A 24441-nucleotide genomic window follows, 5' to 3' on the forward strand; every position below is an offset into this window, starting at 1 on the left:
GGCCACAATGGAACAGAATAAAGGTTTTTGGTTTGCCGACTGGTCGTTCCCGATCTTCGTTGGCCTGCTCTCCTCCGGCGTGTTTGCCGGGACGCACATGTACTACCTGTATGGCATTGGCGCGTTCAACGAAGTGGCGTTCGTGGCGATGCTGAAAGCGGGTATCGATACCGGTTCGTATGGCGCGGTAGCGGCGTTTGGCGCGAGCTTCCTGTTTGCCCGCATCATCGAAGGTTCTCTGGTCGGGATCCTCGATATCGGCGGGGCGATCCAGACCGGCGTGGGACTCGGCGTTCCGGCACTGCTGCTGGGCGCGGGCATTGTCTTCCCGGTAGAGAACTTTATCGCCTCCCTGGCAACCGGTCTGGCGATTGGCCTGGCGATTGGCTACGTCATCATCCTGGCGCGTAAGTTCACCATCAACCAGAGCGATTCCACCTACGGGGCGGACGTGATGATGGGCGCCGGTAACGCCTCGGGCCGCTTCCTCGGTCCCCTTATCATCCTCAGCGCGATGACGGCGTCGATCCCTATCGGCATCGGTTCGCTGGTGGGCGCGCTGCTGTTTTACATCTGGCAGAAACCGATCACCGGCGGCGCGATCCTCGGCGCGATGATTCTGGGTTCGATCTTCCCGATTGCTATCAGTTAAACGTTAGCGGGCGTGCAAGCGCCCGCGTTCACAGGAGAGAGACATGTTTGATTTACTCCTGCGCCGTGCCCGTCTGGTCGACGATACGGTCTGTGATATCGCCGTGAAGGACGGCAAAATCGCCGCCCTGGGTGAGATAAACGACCCGGCGGTGAAAACCGTTGATCTCCAGGGCGAATGTTACGTCAGCGCCGGCTGGATTGATTCGCACGTTCACTGTTATCCGAAATCGCCGATTTATCACGACCAGCCGGACAGCATCGGCATCGCCACCGGCGTCACCACCGTGATTGATGCCGGCAGCACCGGCGCGGATGATATCGACGATTTTTATACCCTGACACGCGACACCGCCACCGAGGTTTACGCCCTGCTGAACATCTCCCGCGTCGGCCTGATTGCCCAGAACGAACTGGCGAACATGGCAAACATCGATAGCGAGGCGGTGAAGCGGGCGGTCAAACGCCATCCTGATTTCATCGTCGGCCTGAAAGCGCGCATGAGCAGCAGCGTGGTGGGCGAGAACGGCATTACCCCGCTGGAACGCGCCAAAGCGATGCAGCAGGAAAACGGCGATTTGCCGCTGATGGTACATATCGGCAACAACCCGCCGGATCTGGATGAGATCGCCGAGCGCCTGACGGCGGGCGACATTATTACCCACTGCTATAACGGCAAACCGAACCGTATTTTGACCCCGGGCGGTGAGCTGCGCGCGTCCGTGACCCAGGCAATCCAGCGCGGCGTGCGGCTCGACGTCGGCCACGGCACCGCCAGCCTCAGCTTTGCGGTGGCGAAACGCGCCATCAGCCTGGGCATTCTGCCGCACACCATCAGCTCGGATATCTATTGCCGCAACCGCATCAACGGGCCGGTGTATTCGCTGGCAAACGTGATGTCGAAATTTCTCGCCATCGGGATGTCGCTGCCGCAGGTCATCGCCTGCGTAACGGCCAACGCCGCCGATGGCCTGAATCTGAAAACCAAAGGGCGGCTCCAGCCGGGTCTGGATGCCGATCTCACCCTCTTTACGCTAAAGCGCCAGCCGACGCTGCTGATGGATGCAGAAAACGACAGCTTACAGGCTGAGAAACTGCTGGTGCCGCTTGCCGCCGTACGGGCGGGCAAGGGCTATATGACCGAACAAGGGAGCGCGGAATATGCCTTCGATTTTTGAAAAATATCAGCTAAAACAGGTGATTAACACCTCAGGCCGCATGACCGCGCTGGGCGTGTCCACGCCGCGCCCGGAAGTGGTGGAGGTGGCGATGGCGGGAATGAACCAGTACTTCGAAATGAAAGATCTGGTGAACAAGACCGGCGAATACATCGCGAAACTGCTGGAGGTGGAAGGCGCGACCGTGGTCTCCTGCGCCTCGGCGGGGATCGCCCAGTCGGTGGCGGCGGTGCTGGTTCAGGACAGTGACTGGCTGCTGGAAAACCTGCACGTCACGCCCATCGAGAAGAACGAAATCGTGCTGCCGAAGGGCCATAACGTCAACTTCGGCGCGCCGGTCGGCACCATGGTGGCGCTGGGCGGCGGCAAACTTGTGGAAGCGGGCTATGCCAATGAATGCTCCGCCGCGCAGCTGGCAGCGGCGATCACCCCGCGCACCGCCGCCATTCTCTACATCAAATCCCACCACTGCGTGCAAAAAAGCATGCTCAACGTGGAGCAGGCGGCGGTCGTGGCCCGCAAACATAATCTGCCGCTGATCGTCGACGCGGCGGCGGAAGAAGATCTGCAATGCTACTACCGCGCGGGCGCGGACCTGGTGATCTACAGCGGCGCGAAAGCCATTGAAGGGCCGACCAGCGGGTTAGTGATCGGCAAAACCCAGTACGTTGAGTGGGTGAAGCGCCAGACGGCGGGCATTGGCCGGGCGATGAAAGTTGGCAAAGAGGGCATTCTTGGCCTGACCTGCGCCATCGAGCTTTACCTGCACGCGCAGAAAGAGAGCGGGACGGAGATGGTGGAAAAAATGACGCCGTTTATCGATGCGCTGAATACCCTTAACGGCGTGAGCGCCCGCGTGGTGTGGGACAGCGCCGGGCGTGATATTGCCCGTACCGAAATCCAGTTTGATGAAGCCGTAACCGGCGTGGCTACCGGCGAGCTGGTGGAAGCCCTGAAGCAGGGCGAGTACGCGATTTACTTTCGCGGCTACAAAGCTAACGAAGGGATTATCGAAGCCGACGTGCGCAGTGTGGACCGCGCGCAGCTGGAGATTGTGGCGCGCCGCATTAGCGAAGTGATTAGCCAGGAGAAAACCGCATGAAACTGACCCCCAACTTTTATCGCGATCGCGTCTGCCTGAACGTGCTGGCAGGCTCTAAGGACAACGCCCGCGAAATCTATGACGCGGCGGAAGGCCATGTGCTGGTAGGCGTGCTCTCCAAAAATTACCCGGACGTCGCCAGCGCGGTGGCGGATATGCGTGAATACGCGACGCTTATCGACAACGCGCTGTCGGTTGGGCTGGGTGCGGGCGATCCCAACCAGTCGGCGATGGTCAGCGAAATCTCCCGCCAGGTGCAGCCGCAGCACGTCAACCAGGTGTTTACCGGCGTGGCCGCCAGCCGCGCGCTGCTGGGGCAGAACGACACGGTGGTCAACGGCCTGGTATCGCCAACCGGTACGCCGGGCCGGGTGAAAATCTCCACCGGCCCGCGCAGCAGTCAAGCGGCGGACGGCATCGTGCCCATCGACACCGCCATTGCCCTGTTGAAAGACATGGGCGGCAGCTCGATTAAATATTTCCCGATGGGCGGCCTGGCGTGCCGCGATGAGTACCAGGCGGTGGCGGAAGCCTGCGCCCGTAACGACTTCTGGCTGGAGCCCACCGGCGGCATCGATTTAGAAAACTTCGGCGAGATTTTGCAGATTGCTCTGGATGCGGGCGTCTCAAGAATCATTCCTCACATCTATAGTTCGATTATTGATAAGGTGAGCGGAAACACTCGCCCGGACGACGTGCGCCAGCTGCTGGCCATCACCCGGGCGTGCGTAGGCTAACAGCGAGGAGAGTGACGTGCGATTCCCCAACCAACGTTTAGCGCAACTGTTTGATATGTTGCAAAACGAAACGCTGCCGCAGGATGAACTGGCGCAGCGGTTGTCGGTTTCCACGCGTACCGTCCGCGCCGATATCACTGCGCTGAATGCGTTACTGACTCAGCATGGCGCGCAGTTCGTGCTGAGCCGGGGTAACGGCTATCAGCTGAGAATCGATGATTCAGCGAGCTATCAGATCCTGCAAACCCAGCAGCCGACCGCGCTGCGCATTCCGCGTACCAGCCAGGAGCGGGTGCATTACCTGATGGTGCGTTTCCTGACCTCGGCGTTCTCCATTAAGCTGGAAGATCTGGCTGACGAATGGTTCGTCAGCCGCGCCACGCTGCAAAACGACATGGCGGAAGTGCGCGAGTGGCTGCGGCGCTACCAACTCACGCTGGAGACGCGGCCCCGTCACGGCATGAAGTTGTTTGGCAGCGAAATGGCGATCCGCGCCTGTCTCACCGATCTGCTGTGGACCCTGGCCCAGCAGGATCCGGCTCACCCGCTGGTCACCGAAGAGGCGTTAAACGCGGGGATGCCGGAACGGTTACAGTCGATCCTACAGGAAATATTCAGCCGCTTTCATATCCGTCTAACCGATGAAGGCGAGCTGTTTTTACGCCTGTACTGCGCGGTGGCGGTGCGGCGCATCAGCGAAGGCTATCCGCTGTCGGAATTCGTGGGCGAAGAGGTGGCGGAACCGGTATGCCATGCGGCGCGCGAGCTGGCAGGCGTGCTGCAACGGCTGGCGGAAAAACCGCTGTCGGCTTTTGAAGAGAACTGGTTGAAGGTGCATATCGCCGCGCGCCAGGTGCAGGAGATCGCGCCCAGCACCATCAACGCCGATGATGAAGAGGCGCTGGTCAATTACATCCTTAATTTTATTAACACCCAGTACAACTACAACCTGCTGAATGACCAGCAATTGCATGCCGACATGCTCACCCACGTCAAAACCATGATCACCCGGGTGCGCTATCAAATCATGATCCCCAATCCGCTGCTGGATAACATCAAGCAGCACTATCCGATGGCGTGGGATATGACGCTGGCGGCGGTGTCGGGTTGGATGAAATACACCCCGTACACCATCAGCGAAAACGAAATCGGCTTTCTGGTGCTGCACGTCGGCGTCGGGCTGGAGCGCAGCTACAACATTGATTACCAGCGCCAGCCGCGCGTGCTGCTGGTGTGCGATGCCGGTAACGCCATGGTGCGGATGATCGAAGCGGTGATGGCGCGCAAATATCCGCAGATCGACATCACCCGCACCCTGACGCTGCGCGACTATGAGCAGCGGGAGAGCATCAGTGAAGACTTCGTGATCGCCACTGCGCGTATCAGTGAAAAAGACAAACCGGTGGTGCAGATAGCGCCATTTCCTACCGATTATCAGCTGGAGCAAATCGGCAAACTGGTGCTGGTGGATCGCACCCGTCCGTGGATGCTGAACAAATATTTCGACGCCGCCCATTTCCGGATTATCGAGGGCGCGATGGACCAGCAGACGCTGTTTAAAACCCTGTGCGACCAGTTGCAGGAGGAAGGCTTTGTCGACGGTGAGTTTCTCGATTCGGTGGTGGAACGTGAGGCCATCGTCAGCACCCTGCTGGGCGACAGTATCGCGCTGCCCCACGCCCTGGGGCTGTTAGCGAAAAAAACCGTGGTCTATACCGTGCTGGCTCCCCAGGGGATCGCCTGGGGCGACGAAACGGCACACGTGATTTTTTTACTCGCCATCAGCAAAAGCGAGTACGAAGAAGCGATGGCGATCTACGATATTTTTGTCACTTTCCTGCGGGAGCGCGCCATGACGCGGCTGTGCGGATGCCGGAACTTTGCGGAATTTAAGGCGGTGGCGATGGAGTGCGTCAGCCGTTTTTAGCAGCGGGAAGCGCCTGCCGCCCGCTGTCACACCTTAACGCAGGTGATGGACTACCTGATTGCTACTGCCGCGCCAGATCAGCGCCGGGTCTTTCAGATCCTGGACAAATTTGCCGTCCACCAGCACGTTGATCAGATCGACCACCTGCATCTGGTCGGCGTTGAGTTCATCCAGTCTATAACCGGTCCACACCCAGATATCTTTGCCCGGACACGCGGCGCGGATGCGCTGCACCAGAGCCAGAATATCCGGCACGTTTTGCGGATGCAGCGGATCGCCGCCGGACAGCGAGATCCCCTGGCGGGGGATCCGCGTGTCGTTGAGATCGCGGATGATCCGATCTTCCATTTCCCGGGTGAACGGCTGGCCTGAATTCAACCGCCAGGTGCTTTTGTTGTAGCAGCCGGGGCATTCATGGACGCACCCTGAGACAAACAGGGTGCAGCGCGTACCGGGTCCGTTGACGATGTCGACGGGATAATAATGATGAAACCTCATTTTTCGCTTCTCACTTGACGACATTACTGCGTTGGCCGCGCTCGCTCACCCGGGTCACTTACTTATGTAAGCTCCCTGGGAATCGCTCGCTTGCCGCCTTGTCCTGGCGCCAATTGCTTTGCGAAAAGCGTTGCGCTGCCGGGCGATAATACTGATGACATTACCCGATTTGGCCATTCCCTAAATGCTTCACGCGACGCTTCACTTCTTCCTGCTTGCCGGCGTTAAACGGACGTGCATCCGGGCTGCCCAGGTAGCCGCAAACGCGACGGGTCACCGACACGCGGGCTGCATCGTGGTTGCCGCATTTCGGGCAGGTAAATCCTTTGCTGGTGCATTCGAACTCGCCGGTGTAGCCGCACTCGTAGCACTCGTCGATCGGGGTGTTGGTGCCGTAATACGGCACGTGCTGATAGCTGTAATCCCAGACGTCTTCCAGCGCTTTCAGGTTGTGTTGAATATTCGGGTATTCGCCGTAGCAGATGAACCCGCCGCTGGCTAACGGAGGATAGGGCGCTTCAAAGTCGATCTTGTCGTACGGGTTAACCTTTTTCTCCACGTCGAGGTGGAAACTGTTGGTGTAGTAGCCTTTATCGGTCACGCCCGGCACCACGCCGAAATCAGCGGTATCGAGACGGCAGAAGCGGTCGCACAGGTTTTCGCTCGGGGTGCTGTAGAGGCTGAAACCGTAGCCGGTTTCTTCTTTCCATCGATCTACCGCGCTACGCAGGCGCTCAACGATCTCCACCGCTTTCTGGCGCAGCGCGGCGCTGTCGTACACGTGCTCGTTGCCAAACAGCGCATTGATGGTTTCATGGATGCCGATATAGCCCAGTGAAATCGACGCGCGGCCATTTTTGAAAATTTCCGAGATGTCATCATCTGCTTTCAGACGCACGCCGCAGGCACCTTCCATATACAGGATTGGCGCGACGCGGGCTTTGACGCCTTCCAGACGGGCGATACGGGTCATCAGCGCTTTGCGCGCCAGTGCCAGCCGCTCATCCAGCAGTGCCCAGAACGCGGCTTCATCGCCTTTGGCTTCCAGCGCGATACGCGGCAGGTTCAGGCTGATCACGCCGAGGTTGTTGCGTCCGTCATGGATTTGTTCGCCGTTTTCGTTCTCATACACGCCCAGGAAGCTGCGGCAGCCCATCGGGGTTTTGAACGAGCCGGTGACCTTCACTACCTGGTCGTAGTTAAGAATGTCCGGGTACATGCGCTTGCTGGCGCATTCGAGCGCCAACTGCTTGATGTCATAGTTGGCGTCGCCAAATTTATGGTTCAGCCCGTCGCGGATAGCGAACACCAGTTTCGGGAACACGGCGGTTTTGCGGTTTTTGCCCAGCCCGGCGATACGGTTACGCAGGATCGAGGTCTGGATCAGGCGTGATTCCCAGCTGGTGCCAAGGCCAAAACCGAAGGTCACGAACGGCGTCTGGCCGTTAGCGGTGTGCAGCGTATTGACTTCATATTCCAGCGACTGGAACGCGTCGTAGCACTCTTTTTCGGTGCGGGAGCGGGCGTAGCCGTCGGCATCCGGGATCTGCCATTCCTCAGCCACCTTACGGTGTTTTTCCAGGCTGGCGGTGACAAACGGGGCCAGCACTTCGTCGATACGGTTAATGGTGGTGCCGCCGTAAATATGGCTGGCGACCTGGGCGATAATCTGCGCGGTCACGGCGGTGGCGGTTGAGATGGATTTCGGCGGCTCGATTTCCGCATTGCCCATCTTAAAGCCCTGGGTCAGCATGCCTTTCAGGTCGATCAGCATACAGTTGAACATCGGGAAGAACGGCGAGTAGTCCAGATCGTGATAGTGGATATCGCCGCGCTCGTGCGCCTGCACCACATCGCGCGGCAGCAGGTGCTGGCGGGCATAGTGTTTGGCGACAATCCCGGCCAGCAGATCGCGTTGGGTCGGAATGACTTTGCTGTCTTTGTTGGCGTTTTCGTTAAGCAAAGCCGAGTTGGTTTGTTCCACCAGGCCGCGAATCTCCTGGTTCAGGCGGCCACGCTTTTCGCGAGAAATATCGCGATCGTGACGATATTCAATGTAGGCGCGCGCCAGCTGCTTGTAGTTGCCGGCCATTAGCTGGTTTTCAACGGCGGTCTGGATTTCGCCGATATCCACCTGGCTGCGCCCCTGCATCTGGGCACTGACGATTTCTGCGACGGTGGCGCAGTAATCTGCGTCATCGACTCCCGCAGCTTTAGCGGCACGAAGAATCGCTTCTCTGATGCGCTCTGACTTGAAAGGTACTTTGCACCCATCGCGTTTCATCACATGCGGTGTCATGATCACTCCATATTAAAGAACAGGTTATCCACAGAGGCGCAGAGACAGACAGGGCGCATTTTCGTTATTGCGTTCATAGACATCCCTGAATCTGGCCGTTTTTATCCACAGCGTACCGCTGAACTCACCACCTGGATACGCTGTAATAATAGTCGATTAATACAATATATAGCGGAAGGACGCATTTTAAATACTATATGTAGTGATTTGCATCAAAGATGTTTGAGATTTCTTTGATGTAGAACAAGGTAAATTTCTCGTAGCAGCAATGATGGGCGATGCACCAAAAGCGAGGGATTTGATTTAAGATTTTTTTAACCGAATCAACAGGGAAACGTTTAAAAAACGACCGGAACGGGAGCGTTCCGGCCGCTGAGGTTATTTCTGGATCCAGTAGACCGCTTCAAACGGACGCAGAGTCGTTTCCGTGGGCGTGAGGCTGGCGTCCGGATAATTGCTCATCAGCACTTCCCAGTTACCGTCGGTTTTTTCCGGCATCCACCACTGATTTTCCCGGCTCAGGTTGGCCGCCACGATCAATTGCTGGCCCTGCCATTCACGGCGGTAGCACCATAAAAACGGGTGATCCGGCAGCAAATCGTGATAATTGCCCCAGGTGAATATCGGCCATGCTTTCCGCAGGCGAATCAACTCGCGATAGGCATGGAATACTGAATCCGGGTCCGCCTGCGCGCGTTCGGCGTTGATGGTATCGACGTTATCGCACAGGCCAATCCACGGTTTGCCGCGGGTGAATCCCGCATTTTCGCTGGTGTCCCATTGCATCGGCGTACGGCTGTTATCGCGCGATTTTGCCGCGAGGATCGCCAGCAACTCTTCGGGCTTGCGTCCCTGGGCGCGCAGCTCGGCAAACATATTGTGGCTTTCCACATCGCGATAATCGGTGATGCGCGTAAAATGCGGGTTCGTCATCCCCAGTTCTTCGCCCTGGTAGATGTAAGGCGTGCCCTGCATTCCGTGCAGCACCATCGCCAGCATTTTCGCCGCCGGAACGCGCAGTTCGCCTTCATCGCCGAAGCGCGACACGATACGCGGCTGATCGTGGTTACACCAGAACAGCGCGTTCCAGGCGATGTTGTGCATCCCCTGCTGCCAGTGGCGAAAAATGGCCTTCAGCGCCACATAGTCCGGGGCCGCCAGCGTCCATTTCAGCCCGCCGGGGTAGTCCACTTTCAGGTGATGGAAATTAAAGGTCATCGACAGCTCGCCGCCATCCAGCGCGGCGTATTGCTGGCAGTGCGCCAGAGTCGTGGAGGACATCTCGCCCACAGTCATCAGGCCGCGCGGGATAAACACATCCCGGCTGAACTCCTGCAAAAATTCGTGGATACGCGGACCGTCAGTATAAAAGCAACGCCCGTCGCCGCCGTCGACATCGTCGGTGAAGTCCTGAGATTTTGAGACCAGGTTAATCACATCGAGCCGCAAACCATCCACGCCGCGATCGGCCCAGAACTCGCACACTTTTTTTAACTCCGCGCGTACCTGCGGGTTTTCCCAGTTGAGATCCGCCTGCTCCGGCGCGAACAGATGCAGATAGTACTGGCCGCTCTCCGCATGCCAGCGCCAGGCGCTGCCGCCGAACTTCGAGCGCCAGTTGGTGGGGCACACATCCGGCGTACCGTCGCGCCAGATATAGAACGGGCGATACGGGCTTTGCGGCTTCACCGCCTGGTGAAACCAGTCATGCTGGGTCGAGGTATGGTTGAACACCATGTCGAGGATAATGCGAATGCCCCGATCATGGGCTTCGGCCACCAGCCGGTCAAAATCATCCAGGGTACCGTAGGTCGGATCGATGGCGGTGTAGTTCGCCACGTCATATCCGTTGTCGACCTGGGGCGAGATATAAAATGGCGTCAGCCAGATGGCGTCCACGCCGAGGGTTTTCAGATAGTCGAGCCGCCGGATGACACCGGCTAAATCGCCGGTGCCGCTGCCCGTGGTGTCCTGAAAGCTCTTTGGATAAATTTGATAGATAACCCCGTGTTGCCACCAGGGAGGCGTCGCTGTCATAACCTTACCTGCTTACGTTAAAAGAACCCGGAACCTGAATTACACGACTAACAATGTGCCCTGACGGAATTTGCGACGGTAAAGCACCGTGGTCAGAACAAGGGGGATGACGATGGCGATCAGCATCGCCAGGCTAAACACTTCCCAGTAACGCGGTTGAATCGACAGGATGCCCGGCAGGCCGCCAACGCCAATGCCATTGGCCATTACGCCGCTCAACCCGCACAGCAGCCCGGCGAGGCCGGAGCCGATCATGGCGCACAGCATCGGGAAGCGGTATTTCAGGTTGATCCCGTACATGGCGGGTTCGGTCACGCCGAGATAGGCGGAAATGGCCGCCGGAACCGATATCTCCCGCTCATTATGTTTATGGCTGGCGATAATAATGCCCACCACCGCAGACGCCTGGGCGATGTTGGACAGCGCAATCAGCGGCCAGACCGGCGTACCGCCGAGACTCTGGATCATCTGCATATCAATAGCCAGCGTGGTCTGATGGACCCCGGTGATCACCAGCGGCGCATACAGGAAGCCAAACAGCGCTGCGCCAATCGGGGCGAAGCTGCCGGTCATCAGATGACGCACCGCCCAGGCGACACCGTCGCCGATCATGCGGCCAAACGGGCCGATGAACGCATGAGCCAGGAACACCGCCAGGATCAGCGAACACACCGGCACGACAACCAAGTATAGATAATCAGGTACGATGCGTTTCAGGCGGGTTTCGATAAACCCGAGCGCCAGTCCCGCCAGCAGAGCCGGGATCACCTGGGCCTGATAGCCAACTTTGGCGATGGTAAACAACCCGAAGTTCCACACTTCCGGCACCTGGGTGCCCAGCAGATAGGCGTTCATCAATTGCGGAGAGACCAGGGTCACGCCGAGCACAATCCCGAGGATCGGCGTGCCGCCCATTTTGCGTACCGCCGACCAGCAAATCCCCACCGGCAAATAGAAGAAGATCGCTTCGCCGATCAGCCACAGGAAGTCATAGATGGCTTGCAGCGACGGATGCATTTGCGCCAGGGTCTGGCCGTTGCTCATCGGCACATCGCCCATCACATTACGAAAGCCGAGGATCAAGCCGCCGCTGATCAGCGCAGGTAGCAGCGGGAAGAAGATTTCCGCAAAATGCGAGATCAACTGCTCGTGCCACTTCATATTGGCCCGCGCCGCCTGTTTGGCCTGCTCTTTATTCGCTGAGCTATGGCCGCTGGTGGCAATCAGCGCCTGGTAGTAATCCCCAACGTTGGTGCCGATCACCACCTGAAACTGCCCGGCGTTGGTGAAACAGCCTTTTACCATCGGCAGGGTTTCAATGGCTTTGGGATCGGCTTTGGCCGGGTTGTTCAGCACAAAGCGCAGGCGGGTAATGCAGTGGGTCACCGTGGCGATATTGTCGCGGCCACCCACGAACGCGATCAGCCGATCGATTTCCTGTTGTTTGACTTTGCTCATCATGAAGCCTCATGGCAGAGGGAGGGAAGCGTTAAGAAAGAACTGGAAGCAAGGGTAAACATTCTTTCGTGCCGGGGAAATGGGAACGTTCCCGAAACGAAGCGGCGATCACACAAATCGGTTTGTCGACGGGTCAGATCAGCGAGGAGGGAATGACGATCTGCTGGGGATCGCTGCTTTGGGTGATCTGGGCGATCAGCTGCAATGCCGCCTGGCGACCCGCTTCAGCGTAACCGGGATCGACGGTGATGATCTCCGGGTGCAGGAACTTAAGCAACGGCGTATTGCCAACGCTGGCAAGCTGGATAGGCTTCGCGTGATGCTGCTGTAAAAACTTGCTTGCGCCGATGGCCAGGGTATCCGTGGCGCACACCAGCGCGCTGGTGTCGTCGTGCAGCACCTCGGCCACACGTTCGTAGCCCTGTTTCATCGCCAGGCCCGGCAGTACGGCGTGGGGCGTGAGGTGATGAGCGTCGCAAAAAGCCAGATAGGCGTGATGGCGGCGCATCCCGGTGGTGACATCGCTGTGCGGTACGCCGAGATAGCTGATATGGCGGTGGCCCAGTTGATATAAACGCTGCATCAATATCTGGATCGCGCCTTCATCGTCGTAACACACCGAGGTGAACCCTGCCGCGTCCCGCGCCATCAGCACCAGCATTGAACGCCACGGCGCCAGCAGCGCCTCATCAATACCGGTAAAGCCAAACAGGATCACGCCGTCGATATTGCGCTGACGCAGAATGCGCAGGTGCTCTTCCACCCGCGCCGGGGAGAACTGGCTCTCCATCATGATTGGATCGTAGCCCTGCTCATACAGGCAGGGGAGCATGGTCTGGACGGCGAGGTTTTCAGACAGGGAATCCAGACGGGTGACGATGATTGCCACCACTTTGTCGCTCTGGCCGCGCATGGCGCGCGCGGAACGGGAAGGGGAAAACCCCTGCTGGCGCATCACCGCTTCAACGCGCTCGCGGGTGCGCTCGCTGACGCCGCTTTCATTATTCAGCACGCGCGAAACGGTGGATTTGCCCACGCCGCTTAAGCGCGCAATGTCTTTAATGGTCAGCCGGTTTTGCATCCCTGTCGCCTGTTGAGGTTAGAGTGAGTAGACAAATGACCTTAATGCTAACCAACCGCGGCACAATGAGCAAAATCTGGTTTACGTTTGGTTTATGTCACAGACGCTATAGTGACGGCGCTCAACATTCACCGTGTGGATTAAACACGCACGTCTCTTTTGATTTTACCGGAGGCTCCATGGATCCCGATCCCACCCCGCTTCCCTTAACGGGAACCCTGTTCCGGTAAAGCGCGCCTTTTAGCCGCTGCTTTACCGGATGCGTAAAGCAGTGGCGCAACGTCGTCCCTGCAAAAATTTGTGCCTGCCAGGCGGCGTTGCCGTGCCGGCAGCCCAGCAGCGCCTCAGGATTGAGGCGTAGAGGGACTTTTTTATGCTGTTTAAAAACTTCACCCGGCAGCTGCTCGCGCAGTTGAACCGTCATCTTCCCCGCCGTCTGGTGCAGCGCGACCCGCTGGCGGAAGGCAACGTATGGCGTCAGGAAACCCCGCCCGCGACCTTAACTGAACAGTGCCTGGCGGTCTCGCGCATGAGCGAAACCGAGCTGTGGCGCGTTTATTCCAGCCATCCGGAAGGGTTAAACCCCCGGGAAGTGGAGGATGCGCGCGAGCAATTTGGGCCAAACCAGATCCCGGCGCAGCGCCCTGCGCCCTGGTATTTGCATCTGTGGAACTGCTATCGCAACCCCTTCAATCTGCTGCTGACGGCGCTGGGCATTCTGTCCTACGCCACCGAAGACGATCTTTTCGGCGCGGGGATAATCGCGCTGATGGTGGGCATCTCGACGCTGCTGAACTTCATTCAGGAAGCGCGTTCCACCAAAGCGGCGGACGCGCTGAAAGCCATGGTCAGCAACACCGCCACCGTGCTTCGGGTGGTGAATGACAAAGGTGAATGCCAGTGGGTGGAATTGCCTATCGACCAGTTGGTGCCGGGAGATATCGTCAAGCTGGCGGCGGGCGACATGATCCCCGCCGATCTGCGGATCATCAAAGCGCGGGATCTGTTTATCGCTCAGGCGTCATTGACCGGCGAATCCCTGCCGGTGGAAAAACAGGCTCAGAGCCGCGATCCCGATCAGAAAAACCCGCTTGAGTGCGACAATCTGTGCTTTATGGGCACCACCGTGGTCAGCGGCACCGCCCAGGCGATGGTGATCGCCACCGGCGGTAATACCTGGTTCGGGCAACTGGCCGGGCGCGTGAATGGGCAGGAGAGCGAGCCGAACGCTTTTCAGCAGGGCATCAGCCGCGTCAGTATGCTGTTGATTCGCTTTATGCTGGTGATGGTGCCGGTCGTGCTGATGATCAACGGCTTCACCAAAGGCGACTGGTGGGAAGCGGCGCTGTTTGCGCTGTCGGTGGCGGTGGGCTTAACCCCGGAAATGCTGCCGATGATCGTCACCTCTACTTTGGCGCGCGGCGCGGTGAAGCTGTCGAAGCAAAAAGTGATCGTGAAGCATCTGGACGCGATTCAGAACTTCGGGGCCATGGACATCCTGTGCACCGATAAAACCGGAACGCTCACCCAGGATAAAATCGCCTTAGAGAACCATACCGACGTGTTTGGCCGCGTCAGCCAGCGGGTACTGCGTTGCGCGTGGCTCAACAGCCATTATCAAACCGGGCTGAAAAACCTGTTAGATACCGCGGTGCTGGAAGGCGTGGATGCGCCGGAAGCGCTGGAGCTGTCGGGGCGCTGGCGCAAAGTGGATGAAATCCCATTCGATTTCGAGCGCCGCCGTATGTCGGTCGTGGTCGCAGAAAATGACGACGCCCATCTTGTGATCTGCAAAGGCGCGCTACAGGAGATCCTTAATGTTTGTACGCGGGTGCGCCACGGTGAGGAGATCGTGCCGCTGTGCGACACCATGCTGCAACGCATCCGTAAAGTCACCGATAACCTGAACCGCCAGGGGCTGCGCGTGGTGGCCGTCGCCAGCAAAGCGCTGCCCGCCAGAAGCGAAGACTATGGGCGCGTGGATGAATCGGATCTGATCCTCGAAGGCTACATCGCATTTCTCGATCCACCGAAGGAAACCACTGCGCCGGCGCTAAAAGCGCTGAAAGAGAGCGGGATCACCGTGAAGATCCTGACCGGCGACAGCGAGCTGGTGGCCGCCAAAGTGTGCCATGAAGTGGGGCTGAATCCGGGCCGACCGGTGGTGGGCAGCGAAATCGAACCGTTAAGCGATGCGGACCTGGCGCAGCTGGCGTTACGCACCACGCTGTTTGCCCGCCTGACGCCGCTGCATAAAGAGCGCATCGTGCGGCTGCTGCGCGCGGAAGGGCATGTAGTGGGCTTTATGGGCGACGGCATTAACGATGCGCCCGCGCTGCGGGCGGCGGACATCGGCATCTCGGTGGACGGCGCGGTGGATATCGCGCGCGAAGCGGCGGATATCATCCTGCTGGAAAAGAGCCTGATGGTGCTGGAAGAGGGCGTGATCGAAGGGCGTCGTACCTTCGCCAATATGCTCAAGTACATCAAAATGACCGCCAGTTCTAACTTCGGTAATGTGTTCAGCGTACTGGTTGCGAGCGCCTTCCTGCCGTTCCTGCCGATGCTGCCGATCCACTTACTGATCCAGAACCTGCTGTACGATGTGTCCCAGGTGGCGATCCCGTTTGATAATGTCGATGACGATCAGATCGAGAAGCCGCAGCGCTGGAATCCGGCCGATCTTGGCCGCTTTATGATCTTCTTTGGGCCGATCAGCTCTATCTTCGACATCCTGACGTTCTGCGTGATGTGGTGGGTGTTCCAGGCCAACGTACCGGAAGCGCAAACCCTGTTCCAGTCCGGCTGGTTTGTGGTGGGCCTGCTGTCCCAGACCTTAATCGTGCATATGATCCGTACCCGGCGGGTGCCGTTTATCCAGAGCCGCGCCGCCTGGCCGCTGCTGGTGATGACGCTGATTATCATGGTGGTGGGTATCGCGCTGCCGTTCTCGCCGCTGGCGCCCTATCTGCAACTTCAGGCACTGCCGTTGAGCTACTTCCCGTGGCTGGCGGGGATTTTGTTAGGGTATATGACGCTGACCCAGATGGTGAAAGGATTTTATGTCCGCCGGTATGGTTGGCAGTAACGACAAAAAAATAACGCCATTCACTTCATGATAGCGGATGGCGATACGTTGAACCGGCGTTTAAATGCCTTGCTGAAGTGGTACGCATCAAAAAAATTCAGCATATCCGCGACGTTCCCAACGGTCTGCCCCTCCTGCTTCAGCAGCGAGTGGGCAAGATCGAGCCGGGCGTCGAGATAGTACTCTTTCGGCGTTTTGCCGGTGTAGCGCAGAAAAAGGCGCCGTAGATACTGTTCGCTGCACTGCATTTTCAGCGCCATCTCAGCCACACTCCAGTTTTTCTGTAAATCGCTGTGTAATATAGAAAGTAATTTTTCAATCTGAATCAGTAATACGTCTTTTTTGCCATTCTCGGAAATAAGGCATATCCACTGGTATATCATTTTGGTTAAAAAGGCGACCGCCAGATTGTTTTTTAATGGCTCTCGCTCGGTAATCATTAAAGCAACTTCGGAAAGTTCCTGATTAAATATTTCTCCGTTATAAATTATTCCGGTCTGCAATATCGGAATTTCCATGACGCTGGTGGGAATAAACTCCATCCAGTATTGTTCCCACAGCAGACCGGCACAATAATAAGACTGGATATCCATTGGCTTAACAAAAATGATGCAGTTGCCGTTCAGCGTTATTTCCTGCCCATTCTTTAGCAGCAGCTTGCCGCAGCCCTGTAGCGTATAGATTGCCACCCAAGAGTTGGGGATTAACGGTTTTTTCTTATCTCTTGGCCAGATCACCTGATAACTTTCATCGGCCAATGTGTGCCACAGCGATATTAATGAAATTCCGCTGGAGATCACATTTTCCTCAATAACCAGCGGAATATTGTAGGTAGTTTCGTTTTTTACATTCGAAACAATGCTTTTTCCATTCATTTTATTTCATCCGCAATCAATTATCAGCCCGCAAGATAATGGGGATCATAACCCTGGCATAATAAATCGTTAAGGGCTGCAAGATGAACATTCAACAGATTGTGAGCTTTATAGCATTTACCCTACTGGTTGCTGTCATTACCTGGTGGAAAGTCCGCAAGCAGGATACGGCTTCCCAACAAGGCTATTTTCTGGCGGGGCGTTCGCTGAAAGCACCGGTGATCGCGGCGTCATTGATGCTCACCAACCTCTCCACCGAGCAACTGGTGGGCCTCTCCGGGCAGGCGTACCGCAGCGGCATGTCGGTGATGGGCTGGGAAGTCACCTCGGCGGTAACGCTTATCTTCCTCGCGCTGATTTTTCTGCCCCGCTACCTTCAGCGCGGCATCGCCACCATCCCGGATTTTCTCGAGGAACGCTACGACAAAACCACCCGCATTATTATCGACTTCTGCTTTCTCATCGCCACAGGCGTCTGTTTTCTGCCGATCGTGCTTTACTCCGGCGCGCTGGCACTCAACAGCCTGTTCCATATTGGTGACGCCCTTGGCCTTTCGCAGGGTGCCGCCATCTGGCTGCTGGTTATTCTGCTGGGATTTTCCGGCATTCTCTACGCCGTAGTAGGCGGGATGCGGGCATTGGCTATCGCCGACTCGATTAACGGTATCGGCCTGGTTATTGGTGGCCTGATGGTGCCGGTATTTGGGCTGGTGATGATGGGGGACGGCAGTTTTCTGCAGGGGCTGGAGCGGCTGACCACTGTGCATGCCGAGAAGCTCAACTCCATCGGGAGCAGCAGCGATCCGCTGCCGATTGGGGCGGCGTTCACCGGTCTGATCCTGGTGAATACTTTCTACTGGTGCACCAATCAGGGTATCGTACAGCGCACCCTGGCCTCTCGTAGCCTGGCGGAAGGGCAAAAAGGGGCGCTTCTGACGGCAGTGTTGAAGATGCTCGATCCACTGATTCTGGTGCTGCCGGGACTTATCGCCTTTCACCTCTTTCAGGATCTACCGAGTGCAGATATGGCGTATCCGGCGCTGGTTAATAAGGTGATGCCTCTGCCGCTGGTCGGCTTCTTCGGCGCAGTGCTGTTCGGTGCGGTGATAAGCACCTTCAACGGCTTTCTCAACAGTGCCATCACGCTATTCAGCATGGGCATCTATCGCCGCATTATTAACGAAAATGCCGAACCAAATCGGCTGGTTTGCGTTGGACGACGGTTCGGGCTGTTTATTGCCGTGGTCTCTATTCTGGTCGCGCCGTGGATTGCCAATGCGCCGCAGGGCCTCTATAGCTGGATGAAGCAGCTCAACGGCATCTACAACGTGCCGCTGGTGACGATCATCATCATGGGCTTTTTCTTCCCGCGCATTCCGGCGCTGGCGGCCAAGGTGGCGATGTTTCTTGGCATTTGCAGTTATATCACCATTAATTATCTGGTGAAGTTTGATATTCACTTCCTCTACGTGCTCGCCTGTACCTTCTGCATCAACGTGGTGGTCATGCTGGTGATAGGCTTCATCAAGCCACGCGCTACGCCGTTCACCTTCCACGACGCGTTCGCAGTAGACATGACCCCCTGGCGGAACGCCCGCGTCGCTTCGGTAGGGATCCTGTTTGCGATGATAGGCGTTTACTCCGGGCTCGCTCACTTTGGCGGCTACAACACCCACTGGTTGACTATTTTCAGCTACCTCATCGTTGCCGCCGTTCTGGTCTATCTGGTTTACAGCAGCTGGCGGCACCGTCGATCCGCACCCGCCGTTTTAGCCACCGATCTGAAGGAAAAATCATGACGCGTCCAAACTTTCTGTTCATCATGACCGACACCCAGGCCACCAACATGGTGGGCTGTTACAGCGGTAAGCCGTTAAATACTCAAAATATTGACCGGCTGGCGGAGGAAGGGATCCGCTTCAATGCTGCCTATACCTGCTCGCCGGTCTGTACGCCAGCCCGCGCGGGTCTGTTTACCGGTATCTATGCGAATCAGTCCGGGCCGTGGACCAACAATGTCGCGCCGGGAAAAAACATCTTCACCATGGGGCGCTATTTTCAAAATGCGGGCTACCACACCTGTTATATCGGTAAATGGCACCTGGACGGCCACGACTATTTCGGTACCGGCATCTGTCCGCCGGAGTGGGATGCTGACTACTGGTTTGATGGCGCGAACTACCTTGCCGAGCTGACGGATGAACAGATAGGTCTCTGGCGCAACGGGCTCAACAGCGCTGAAGACCTGCTGGCGCACCAGATTGACGAAACCTTTACCTGGGCGCACCGCATCAGCAACCGGGCGATCGATTTCCTCGCCCAGCCGCAGCGCGACGACGAACCGTTTCTGATGGTGGTCTCCTATGATGAGCCGCATCATCCCTTCACCTGCCCGGTAGAGTATCTTGAGAAGTATGAAGATTTTTATTACGACCTTGGCGAAAAAGGCCGCGACACGCTGGCGGGCAAACCGGAGCACCACCGCCTGTGGGCACAGGCGATGCCGTCGCCGGTGGGCGACGACAACCGCTACCACCATCCGATGTACTTCGCCTGTAACGACTTTGTTGACGATCAGATTGGCCGGGTGGTTGACGCTCTGACGCCTACGCAGCGGGAGAATACCTGGGTCATCTATACCTCCGATCATGGCGAGATGATGGGCGCTCACCGACTTATCAGCAAAGGCGCGGCGATGTATGACGATATCACCCGCATCCCGCTGATTATGCGCCCGCCCCACGGCGAGCCTGCGCAGGTCGACACCCCGGTAAGCCATATCGATCTGCTGCCCACCATGATGGCGCTGGCGGGCATTCATCAACCGGATATTTTGCCGGGCGAAAATATCCTGGAGGCGGATCCGGCGCGGGGCGTGATGGTGGAGTTTAACCGCTATGAAATTGAGCATGACAGCTTTGGCGGCTTCATTCCGGTGCGTTGCCGGGTGACGGATCGCTGGAAGCTGGTGCTCAACCTTTTTACCAGCGATGAACTGTACGACCGGCACGGCGACCCCGATGAGTTGCATAACCTTATCGACAGCCCGGCGCATGAAGCGGTTCGCAATCAGATGCACGACGAATTGCTCGATTACATGGATAAAATTCGCGATCCGTTCCGCACTTACCAGTGGAGCCTGCGCCCATGGCGTAAAGAGGCGAAGCCGCGCTGGATGGGGGCGTTCCGCCCGCGTCCGGAGGATGGTTATTCCCCGGTGGTGCGCGATTACGATACCGGCCTGCCGACGCAGGGCGTAAAAGTCGAAGAGAAAAAGCAGAAGTTCTGATAAAGCTTCCTCGCCGGACCCACGTGCGGGCGAGGGGCTACACGCCAAGGAGTTACCATGAACCTGTCTCGTCTCGGGGAAGCGCCGGATTACCGCTTTTCGCTGGCAAACGAACGCACGTTTCTGGCATGGATCCGCACCGCGCTGGGTTTTCTGGCGGCGGGCGTTGGCCTCGATCAGCTGGCCCCGGATTTCGCAACCCCAGTTATTCGCGAAATACTGGCATTGCTGTTGTGCCTGTTCGCCGGCGGGCTGGCAGTTTACGGCTATCTGCGCTGGCTCAATAACGAGAAGGCGATGCGGCTGAAGCAGGATCTGCCCTACACTCGCGGCCTGCTTCTTATCAGCAGCATTCTGATGGGAGTGGCCGCCGTGGTGATGGCGATGGTGCGCTATGCCGGATAGTCGTCGCGCGCGGCGGGAAAGCGACCCTGGGCTGCAGCCTGAGCGCACGTCGCTCGCCTGGTTTCGCACCCTGTTGGGTTACGGGGCGCTGCTGGCGTTGGCCATCAGGCACAACGGGTTTCGTGCGGGCGCGCCCTTCTGGTTGTCGCTGGCGGTGTTAATGATGATGGCATTAATCCTGTGGCGTTACACCCTGCAACGCAATCTGATGGACATCTCGAAGGGAGATTTTGACGCGCCTGGCGCAGTACGTGACAAATTTTTGATCGCCCTCGCGGTGTTGTTGCTCGCATTGTCGTTTGCTGTAAGCCACCTGAGGCAACTCTTTTTGTTTTTGCAAGGAGCTTTATGACAGGATGTCACGTCATGGCCAAACCGGCCAGTTCGCGCTGTAACCTGCGCTGTCGTTACTGCTTTTATCTCGACAAAACCCAGCAGCCTACCATGGATGACGCGACTCTTGAGCGATTCATCATGCAGCACATCGACGCCCAGCCGGGTAACGAGGTGCAGTTCGCCTGGCAGGGTGGGGAACCAACGCTGTGCGGGCTCGATTTTTTTCGCCGGGTAGTGGCATTGCAGCACCGCTACGCCAGCGGAAAGCGCATCCGCAACGCCTTTCAGACTAACGGCATTCTGCTCAACGAGGAGTGGTGCCAGTTTTTCTACAATAACGGCTGGCTGGTGGGCATATCGCTGGATGGCCCGGCGGATTTGCATGACTCCTTGCGCATCAGTCGCACCGGCAACCCCACCCATCATAAAGTCCTGCGCGCCATCGGCATGCTGCGAGCCTGCGAGGTGGAGTTTAATTTGCTGGTGGTGGTGAACAGCCATAATAGCCAGTACCCAAAACGCATGTATCGCTATCTGCGCGCCCTCGGCACCGCACATTTACAGTTTATTCCTCTGATGGAGCTGGATGAACATCAGCATCCCGATGAACACTCTGTGGACCCCAGGGCATGGGGAAACTTTCTACGCAGTGTGTTTGATATCTGGGTGCGGGAGGACATTGGGCGGGTGTTTATTCAGCTTTTTGACTCTACTCTTGGCGTCTGGAATGGTTTTGCGTCGCAGATGTGCTCACTAAGCGAAACCTGTGGACACGCCTTTGCGCTGGAAGCCAATGGCGACCTCTACCAGTGCGATCACTATGTCTACCCGGCGTTTCGTCTGGGCAGCATTTACACTGCGACCCTCAGCGAGATGAATGCCAGCAGCGCAGCCTTTACCTTCGGCCAGTATAAAATGCAGTCGTTGGTGGAGGCGTGTAAACGTTGCCCGGTCTTGCGATTGTGCCAGGGGGACTGCCCGAAGCACCGGGACGGCAGCGGCAAAAGCGCGCTATGCGTTGGTTATCGGGATTTCTTCATCCATAGCGCCCCTTACATGCGCGTCATGCGCGATCTGATTGCCCAGCATCGCTCGCCGATGGAACTGATGGCGATGCTGGCACACCAGAGTTCATAAACAAAACGCCCCCGGTCATTCAGACCGAGGGCAGTTAAGTTGTCAGTAAGCCTCTATAGGGTAAATCGCCATGCTGTTCCGCTTACCTGAACGGCATGGCTTCACGGCGCTGAAAAATCAGCGACGAACCGCAATCGCTTCAATCTCGATCTTCACGTCTTTCGGCAGACGGGCGACTTCCACACAGGAACGGGCCGGGAAGGTTGCGTTATGCTCGGTGAAGAACGCTTCGTAGGTGGCGTTAACGGTGGCGAAATCATTGAGATCTTTCACGAAAACAGTGGTTTTCACGATGTCGCCTACTTTAAGGCCAGCGGCTTCAACGATGGCTTTCACGTTTTCCAGAGACTGACGCGCTTGCGCAGAGACATCATCGGAAACCGCGCCGGTTTTAGGATCTACCGGGATCTGGCCGGAGGTGATGATCATACTGCCAAGGTCTACGCCCTGAACATAAGGGCCGATAGCTGCGGGTGCATTTTCCGTCGCGATAGTGCGGGACATAGTTTCTCCTGAAATTGTCAGCGGTAAGAGGGCACAGTATACCCCGGCAACCCTGAAGGTACAGGGTTGTTATTGCCGGTCAACGCGTTAGCCGTCTGCCAGCACCACGTGATGCGAAAACTCTTTCTCACAGTATTTACACTTCAGCGCGATGTCTTCAGCGCGTTTTTTGACGCTAAAGCTGGACGCCACCGGCTCGGCGCGGCTGATGCAATTACTGTTCGGGCAGACCAGCACTTTCTCAATACGCGCCGGCAGGCTCGGGCGGCTTTTGCCCACCACTTCATAATTATCGATACGGTTAACGGTAGCCTCCGGCGCGTACAGCGCCAGCTGATTAACCTGCTCGTCGGTCAGGAAGGTATTTTCAATTTTGATCAGATCCTTGCGGCCCATTTCGCCGGACGGCAGGTTCAGGCCGATGGTGATGCGCTGATCGGTTTCAGTCAGTTTGAACAGCGTAAGAAGCTTAAAGCCCACCTGCGCCGGGATATGGTCGATAACGGTGCCACGGCTGATGGCTTCTACCTGGAGTTTATTATCGTGAGTCATGTTCATCTCCTTCTTACAGCGCGAAATCGCGGTTGAGAACCAGCGCCAGCAGGGCCTGGCGAGCAAAAATGCCGTTACCGGCCTGCTGGAAGTACCAGGCGTGCGGGGTTTTATCCACGTCGGTGGTGATCTCATCGATACGCGGCAGCGGGTGCAGGACTTTCATATTGCTGCGTGCGCCGTTGAGGTCGGCGGCGCGCAGGATAAACTGCGCTTTCACGTTGGCGTATTCCGACGGGTCGAGACGCTCTTTCTGCACGCGGGTCATATACAGGATGTCCACGTCGCGCACCACGTCGTCGATAGCGTCGTGCAGGCTCCAGGCGATACCTTTCTCATCCAGCATATCGAGGATGTACTGCGGCATGGCCAGCGCTTCCGGGGCGATAAAGTAAAAGTGGTTGCCGTTAAACTTCGCCAGCGCCTGGGCCAGCGAATGCACCGTTCGGCCATATTTGAGATCGCCCACCATGGCGATATTTAAATTCTCCAGTCGCCCCTGGGTTTCCTGAATGGTGAACAGATCAAGCAGCGTCTGGGTTGGATGCTGGTTTGCGCCGTCACCGGCATTCAATACCGGGATGCCGCCGGAAAATTCGGTGGCGAGGCGCGCTGCGCCTTCCTGCGGGTGGCGCATCACAATCGCATCCACGTAGGTGCTGATCACCGAAATGGTGTCCGCCAGGGTTTCGCCTTTTTTGCCCAGCGAGGTGTTGCTGCTGTCCGAGAACCCAACCACCGACGCGCCCAGACGGTGAATCGAGGTTTCAAACGACAGACGGGTGCGGGTTGAGGCTTCAAAAAAGCAGCTGGCCACCACTTTATGCTTCAACAGTTCCGGCTGTGGATTCGCCTTCAGGCGCGCGGCGGTCGCCAGCACCAGCTCCAGCTCTTCACGGTCCAGATCGTTGATAGAAATAATATGTTTTTGATAGAGCGGATTAGCCATGTCTCTCTCCTTTTTCGAACGGCGGGCAAACGCCGGGCAAAAAAAAACCCCTCATTGAGGGGTTTTTTCATTGGATAACGGAAAGAAAAACGGGACTGCGACGCCAGCGTTAAGGCGTTGTGTCAGGACATATTGTCGAACTCGCAGAACCATGCTTCCTCCCGGCAAATTGTCCCGGATTATACTCAGCCGCGATCGCATAGCAAGCGGAAAATGCACATTTTTACATTAGGAAGCGGTTGCGCTGCATAGCCAGGCGAAAAAACAGAATAAAAATGAGGCGTATCGACACGGGTGCGTTAATCAAAACTCACTGCTCGCCATAATGAAATTTTGAA

Annotated in this window: 20 protein-coding genes; 11 read left to right on the plus strand and 9 right to left on the minus strand. The window is 57.2% G+C overall.

The annotated features are described in order from the left end of the window. Positions 1-7 precede the first annotated feature (7 nt). Genes GV764_RS05470 through GV764_RS05490 form a run of 5 tightly spaced genes read left to right on the plus strand, consistent with a single transcriptional unit; the run spans position 8 to position 5595 of the window. A complete protein-coding gene (locus GV764_RS05470) occupies positions 8-652 on the plus strand; it encodes a DUF4310 family protein (RefSeq protein WP_125293016.1) in 645 nt (214 codons plus the stop codon). Positions 653-695: 43 nt separating this feature from the next. After that, positions 696-1829: an amidohydrolase/deacetylase family metallohydrolase gene (locus tag GV764_RS05475; RefSeq protein ID WP_161659249.1), complete on the plus strand. Its 1134-nt coding sequence runs from the start codon at positions 696-698 to the stop codon at positions 1827-1829. Then, entirely contained in the window at positions 1813-2931 is a 1119-nt protein-coding gene (locus tag GV764_RS05480) for a DgaE family pyridoxal phosphate-dependent ammonia lyase (protein WP_161659250.1), read from the plus strand. The genes GV764_RS05475 and GV764_RS05480 overlap by 17 nt, the downstream gene beginning before the upstream one ends. Next, a complete protein-coding gene (gene dagF, locus GV764_RS05485) occupies positions 2928-3668 on the plus strand; it encodes a 2-dehydro-3-deoxy-phosphogluconate aldolase (protein ID WP_161659251.1) in 741 nt (246 codons plus the stop codon). The genes GV764_RS05480 and dagF overlap by 4 nt, the downstream gene beginning before the upstream one ends. A 16-nt stretch (positions 3669-3684) precedes the next feature. Further along, positions 3685-5595 carry a BglG family transcription antiterminator gene (locus tag GV764_RS05490; RefSeq protein ID WP_161659252.1) on the plus strand — a complete coding sequence of 637 codons (1911 nt, stop codon included), beginning with the start codon at positions 3685-3687 and terminating at the stop codon, positions 5593-5595. Positions 5596-5628: 33 nt separating this feature from the next. Here GV764_RS05490 and nrdG read toward each other — a convergent pair whose 3' ends face one another. From nrdG to treR, 5 genes are all read right to left on the minus strand, one after another. Continuing rightward, entirely contained in the window at positions 5629-6093 is a 465-nt protein-coding gene (nrdG, locus tag GV764_RS05495) for an anaerobic ribonucleoside-triphosphate reductase-activating protein (RefSeq protein WP_161659253.1), read from the minus strand. 160 nt (positions 6094-6253) lie between these two features. Then, a complete protein-coding gene (nrdD, locus tag GV764_RS05500; RefSeq protein ID WP_161659254.1) occupies positions 6254-8392 on the minus strand; it encodes an anaerobic ribonucleoside-triphosphate reductase in 2139 nt (712 codons plus the stop codon). Between the two features lie 378 nt (positions 8393-8770). Then, complete coding sequence (treC, locus tag GV764_RS05505; RefSeq protein WP_161659255.1) at positions 8771-10429, minus strand: alpha,alpha-phosphotrehalase; 1659 nt, start codon at positions 10427-10429, stop codon at positions 8771-8773. Between the two features lie 39 nt (positions 10430-10468). Further along, on the minus strand, positions 10469-11887 hold the full coding sequence (treB, locus tag GV764_RS05510; RefSeq protein WP_161659443.1) for a PTS trehalose transporter subunit IIBC: 1419 nt from the start codon (positions 11885-11887) through the stop codon (positions 10469-10471). Between the two features lie 133 nt (positions 11888-12020). Beyond that, positions 12021-12968, minus strand: coding sequence for a trehalose operon repressor TreR (treR, locus tag GV764_RS05515; RefSeq protein WP_161659256.1), 948 nt, complete (start codon positions 12966-12968; stop codon positions 12021-12023). A 376-nt stretch (positions 12969-13344) separates the two neighbouring features. On the opposite strand from treR, the gene mgtA reads away from it, so the two are divergent. Next, positions 13345-16056: a magnesium-translocating P-type ATPase gene (gene mgtA, locus GV764_RS05520; RefSeq protein ID WP_161659444.1), complete on the plus strand. Its 2712-nt coding sequence runs from the start codon at positions 13345-13347 to the stop codon at positions 16054-16056. Positions 16057-16076: 20 nt separating this feature from the next. Here mgtA and GV764_RS05525 read toward each other — a convergent pair whose 3' ends face one another. Continuing rightward, positions 16077-16931, minus strand: coding sequence for a helix-turn-helix transcriptional regulator (locus tag GV764_RS05525; RefSeq protein ID WP_161659257.1), 855 nt, complete (start codon positions 16929-16931; stop codon positions 16077-16079). Positions 16932-17014: 83 nt separating this feature from the next. Between GV764_RS05525 and GV764_RS05530 the strand changes: the two genes are divergently transcribed. The 5 genes from GV764_RS05530 to GV764_RS05550 are packed head-to-tail and all read left to right on the plus strand — an operon-like array spanning position 17015 to position 22098. Beyond that, positions 17015-18730, plus strand: a complete 1716-nt coding sequence (locus GV764_RS05530; RefSeq protein WP_161659258.1) for a solute:sodium symporter family transporter — start codon at positions 17015-17017, stop codon at positions 18728-18730. After that, a complete protein-coding gene (locus GV764_RS05535; RefSeq protein WP_161659259.1) occupies positions 18727-20220 on the plus strand; it encodes a sulfatase-like hydrolase/transferase in 1494 nt (497 codons plus the stop codon). Before GV764_RS05530 ends, GV764_RS05535 begins: the two co-directional genes overlap by 4 nt. Positions 20221-20277: 57 nt before the next feature. Then, positions 20278-20625 (plus strand): YidH family protein, encoded by a 348-nt coding sequence (locus tag GV764_RS05540; RefSeq protein ID WP_161659260.1) that lies wholly within the window; start codon positions 20278-20280, stop codon positions 20623-20625. Further along, positions 20615-20977: a DUF202 domain-containing protein gene (locus GV764_RS05545; RefSeq protein ID WP_161659261.1), complete on the plus strand. Its 363-nt coding sequence runs from the start codon at positions 20615-20617 to the stop codon at positions 20975-20977. Before GV764_RS05540 ends, GV764_RS05545 begins: the two co-directional genes overlap by 11 nt. Further along, a complete protein-coding gene (locus tag GV764_RS05550) occupies positions 20974-22098 on the plus strand; it encodes an anaerobic sulfatase maturase (protein WP_161659262.1) in 1125 nt (374 codons plus the stop codon). Before GV764_RS05545 ends, GV764_RS05550 begins: the two co-directional genes overlap by 4 nt. Positions 22099-22215: 117 nt before the next feature. On the opposite strand, the gene ridA is transcribed toward GV764_RS05550, so the two are convergent. The 3 genes from ridA to pyrB all read right to left on the minus strand — a co-directional run bounded on the left by ridA (position 22216) and on the right by pyrB (position 24103). Then, positions 22216-22602, minus strand: a complete 387-nt coding sequence (gene ridA, locus GV764_RS05555) for a 2-iminobutanoate/2-iminopropanoate deaminase (RefSeq protein WP_125293032.1) — start codon at positions 22600-22602, stop codon at positions 22216-22218. 87 nt (positions 22603-22689) lie between these two features. After that, on the minus strand, positions 22690-23154 hold the full coding sequence (pyrI, locus tag GV764_RS05560) for an aspartate carbamoyltransferase regulatory subunit (protein WP_161659263.1): 465 nt from the start codon (positions 23152-23154) through the stop codon (positions 22690-22692). Between the two features lie 13 nt (positions 23155-23167). After that, positions 23168-24103, minus strand: a complete 936-nt coding sequence (gene pyrB, locus GV764_RS05565) for an aspartate carbamoyltransferase (protein ID WP_125293034.1) — start codon at positions 24101-24103, stop codon at positions 23168-23170. Between the last annotated feature and the right edge of the window lie 338 nt (positions 24104-24441).

This window comes from Atlantibacter hermannii (assembly GCF_009907385.1).
GTDB lineage: Bacteria > Pseudomonadota > Gammaproteobacteria > Enterobacterales > Enterobacteriaceae > Atlantibacter > Atlantibacter hermannii_A.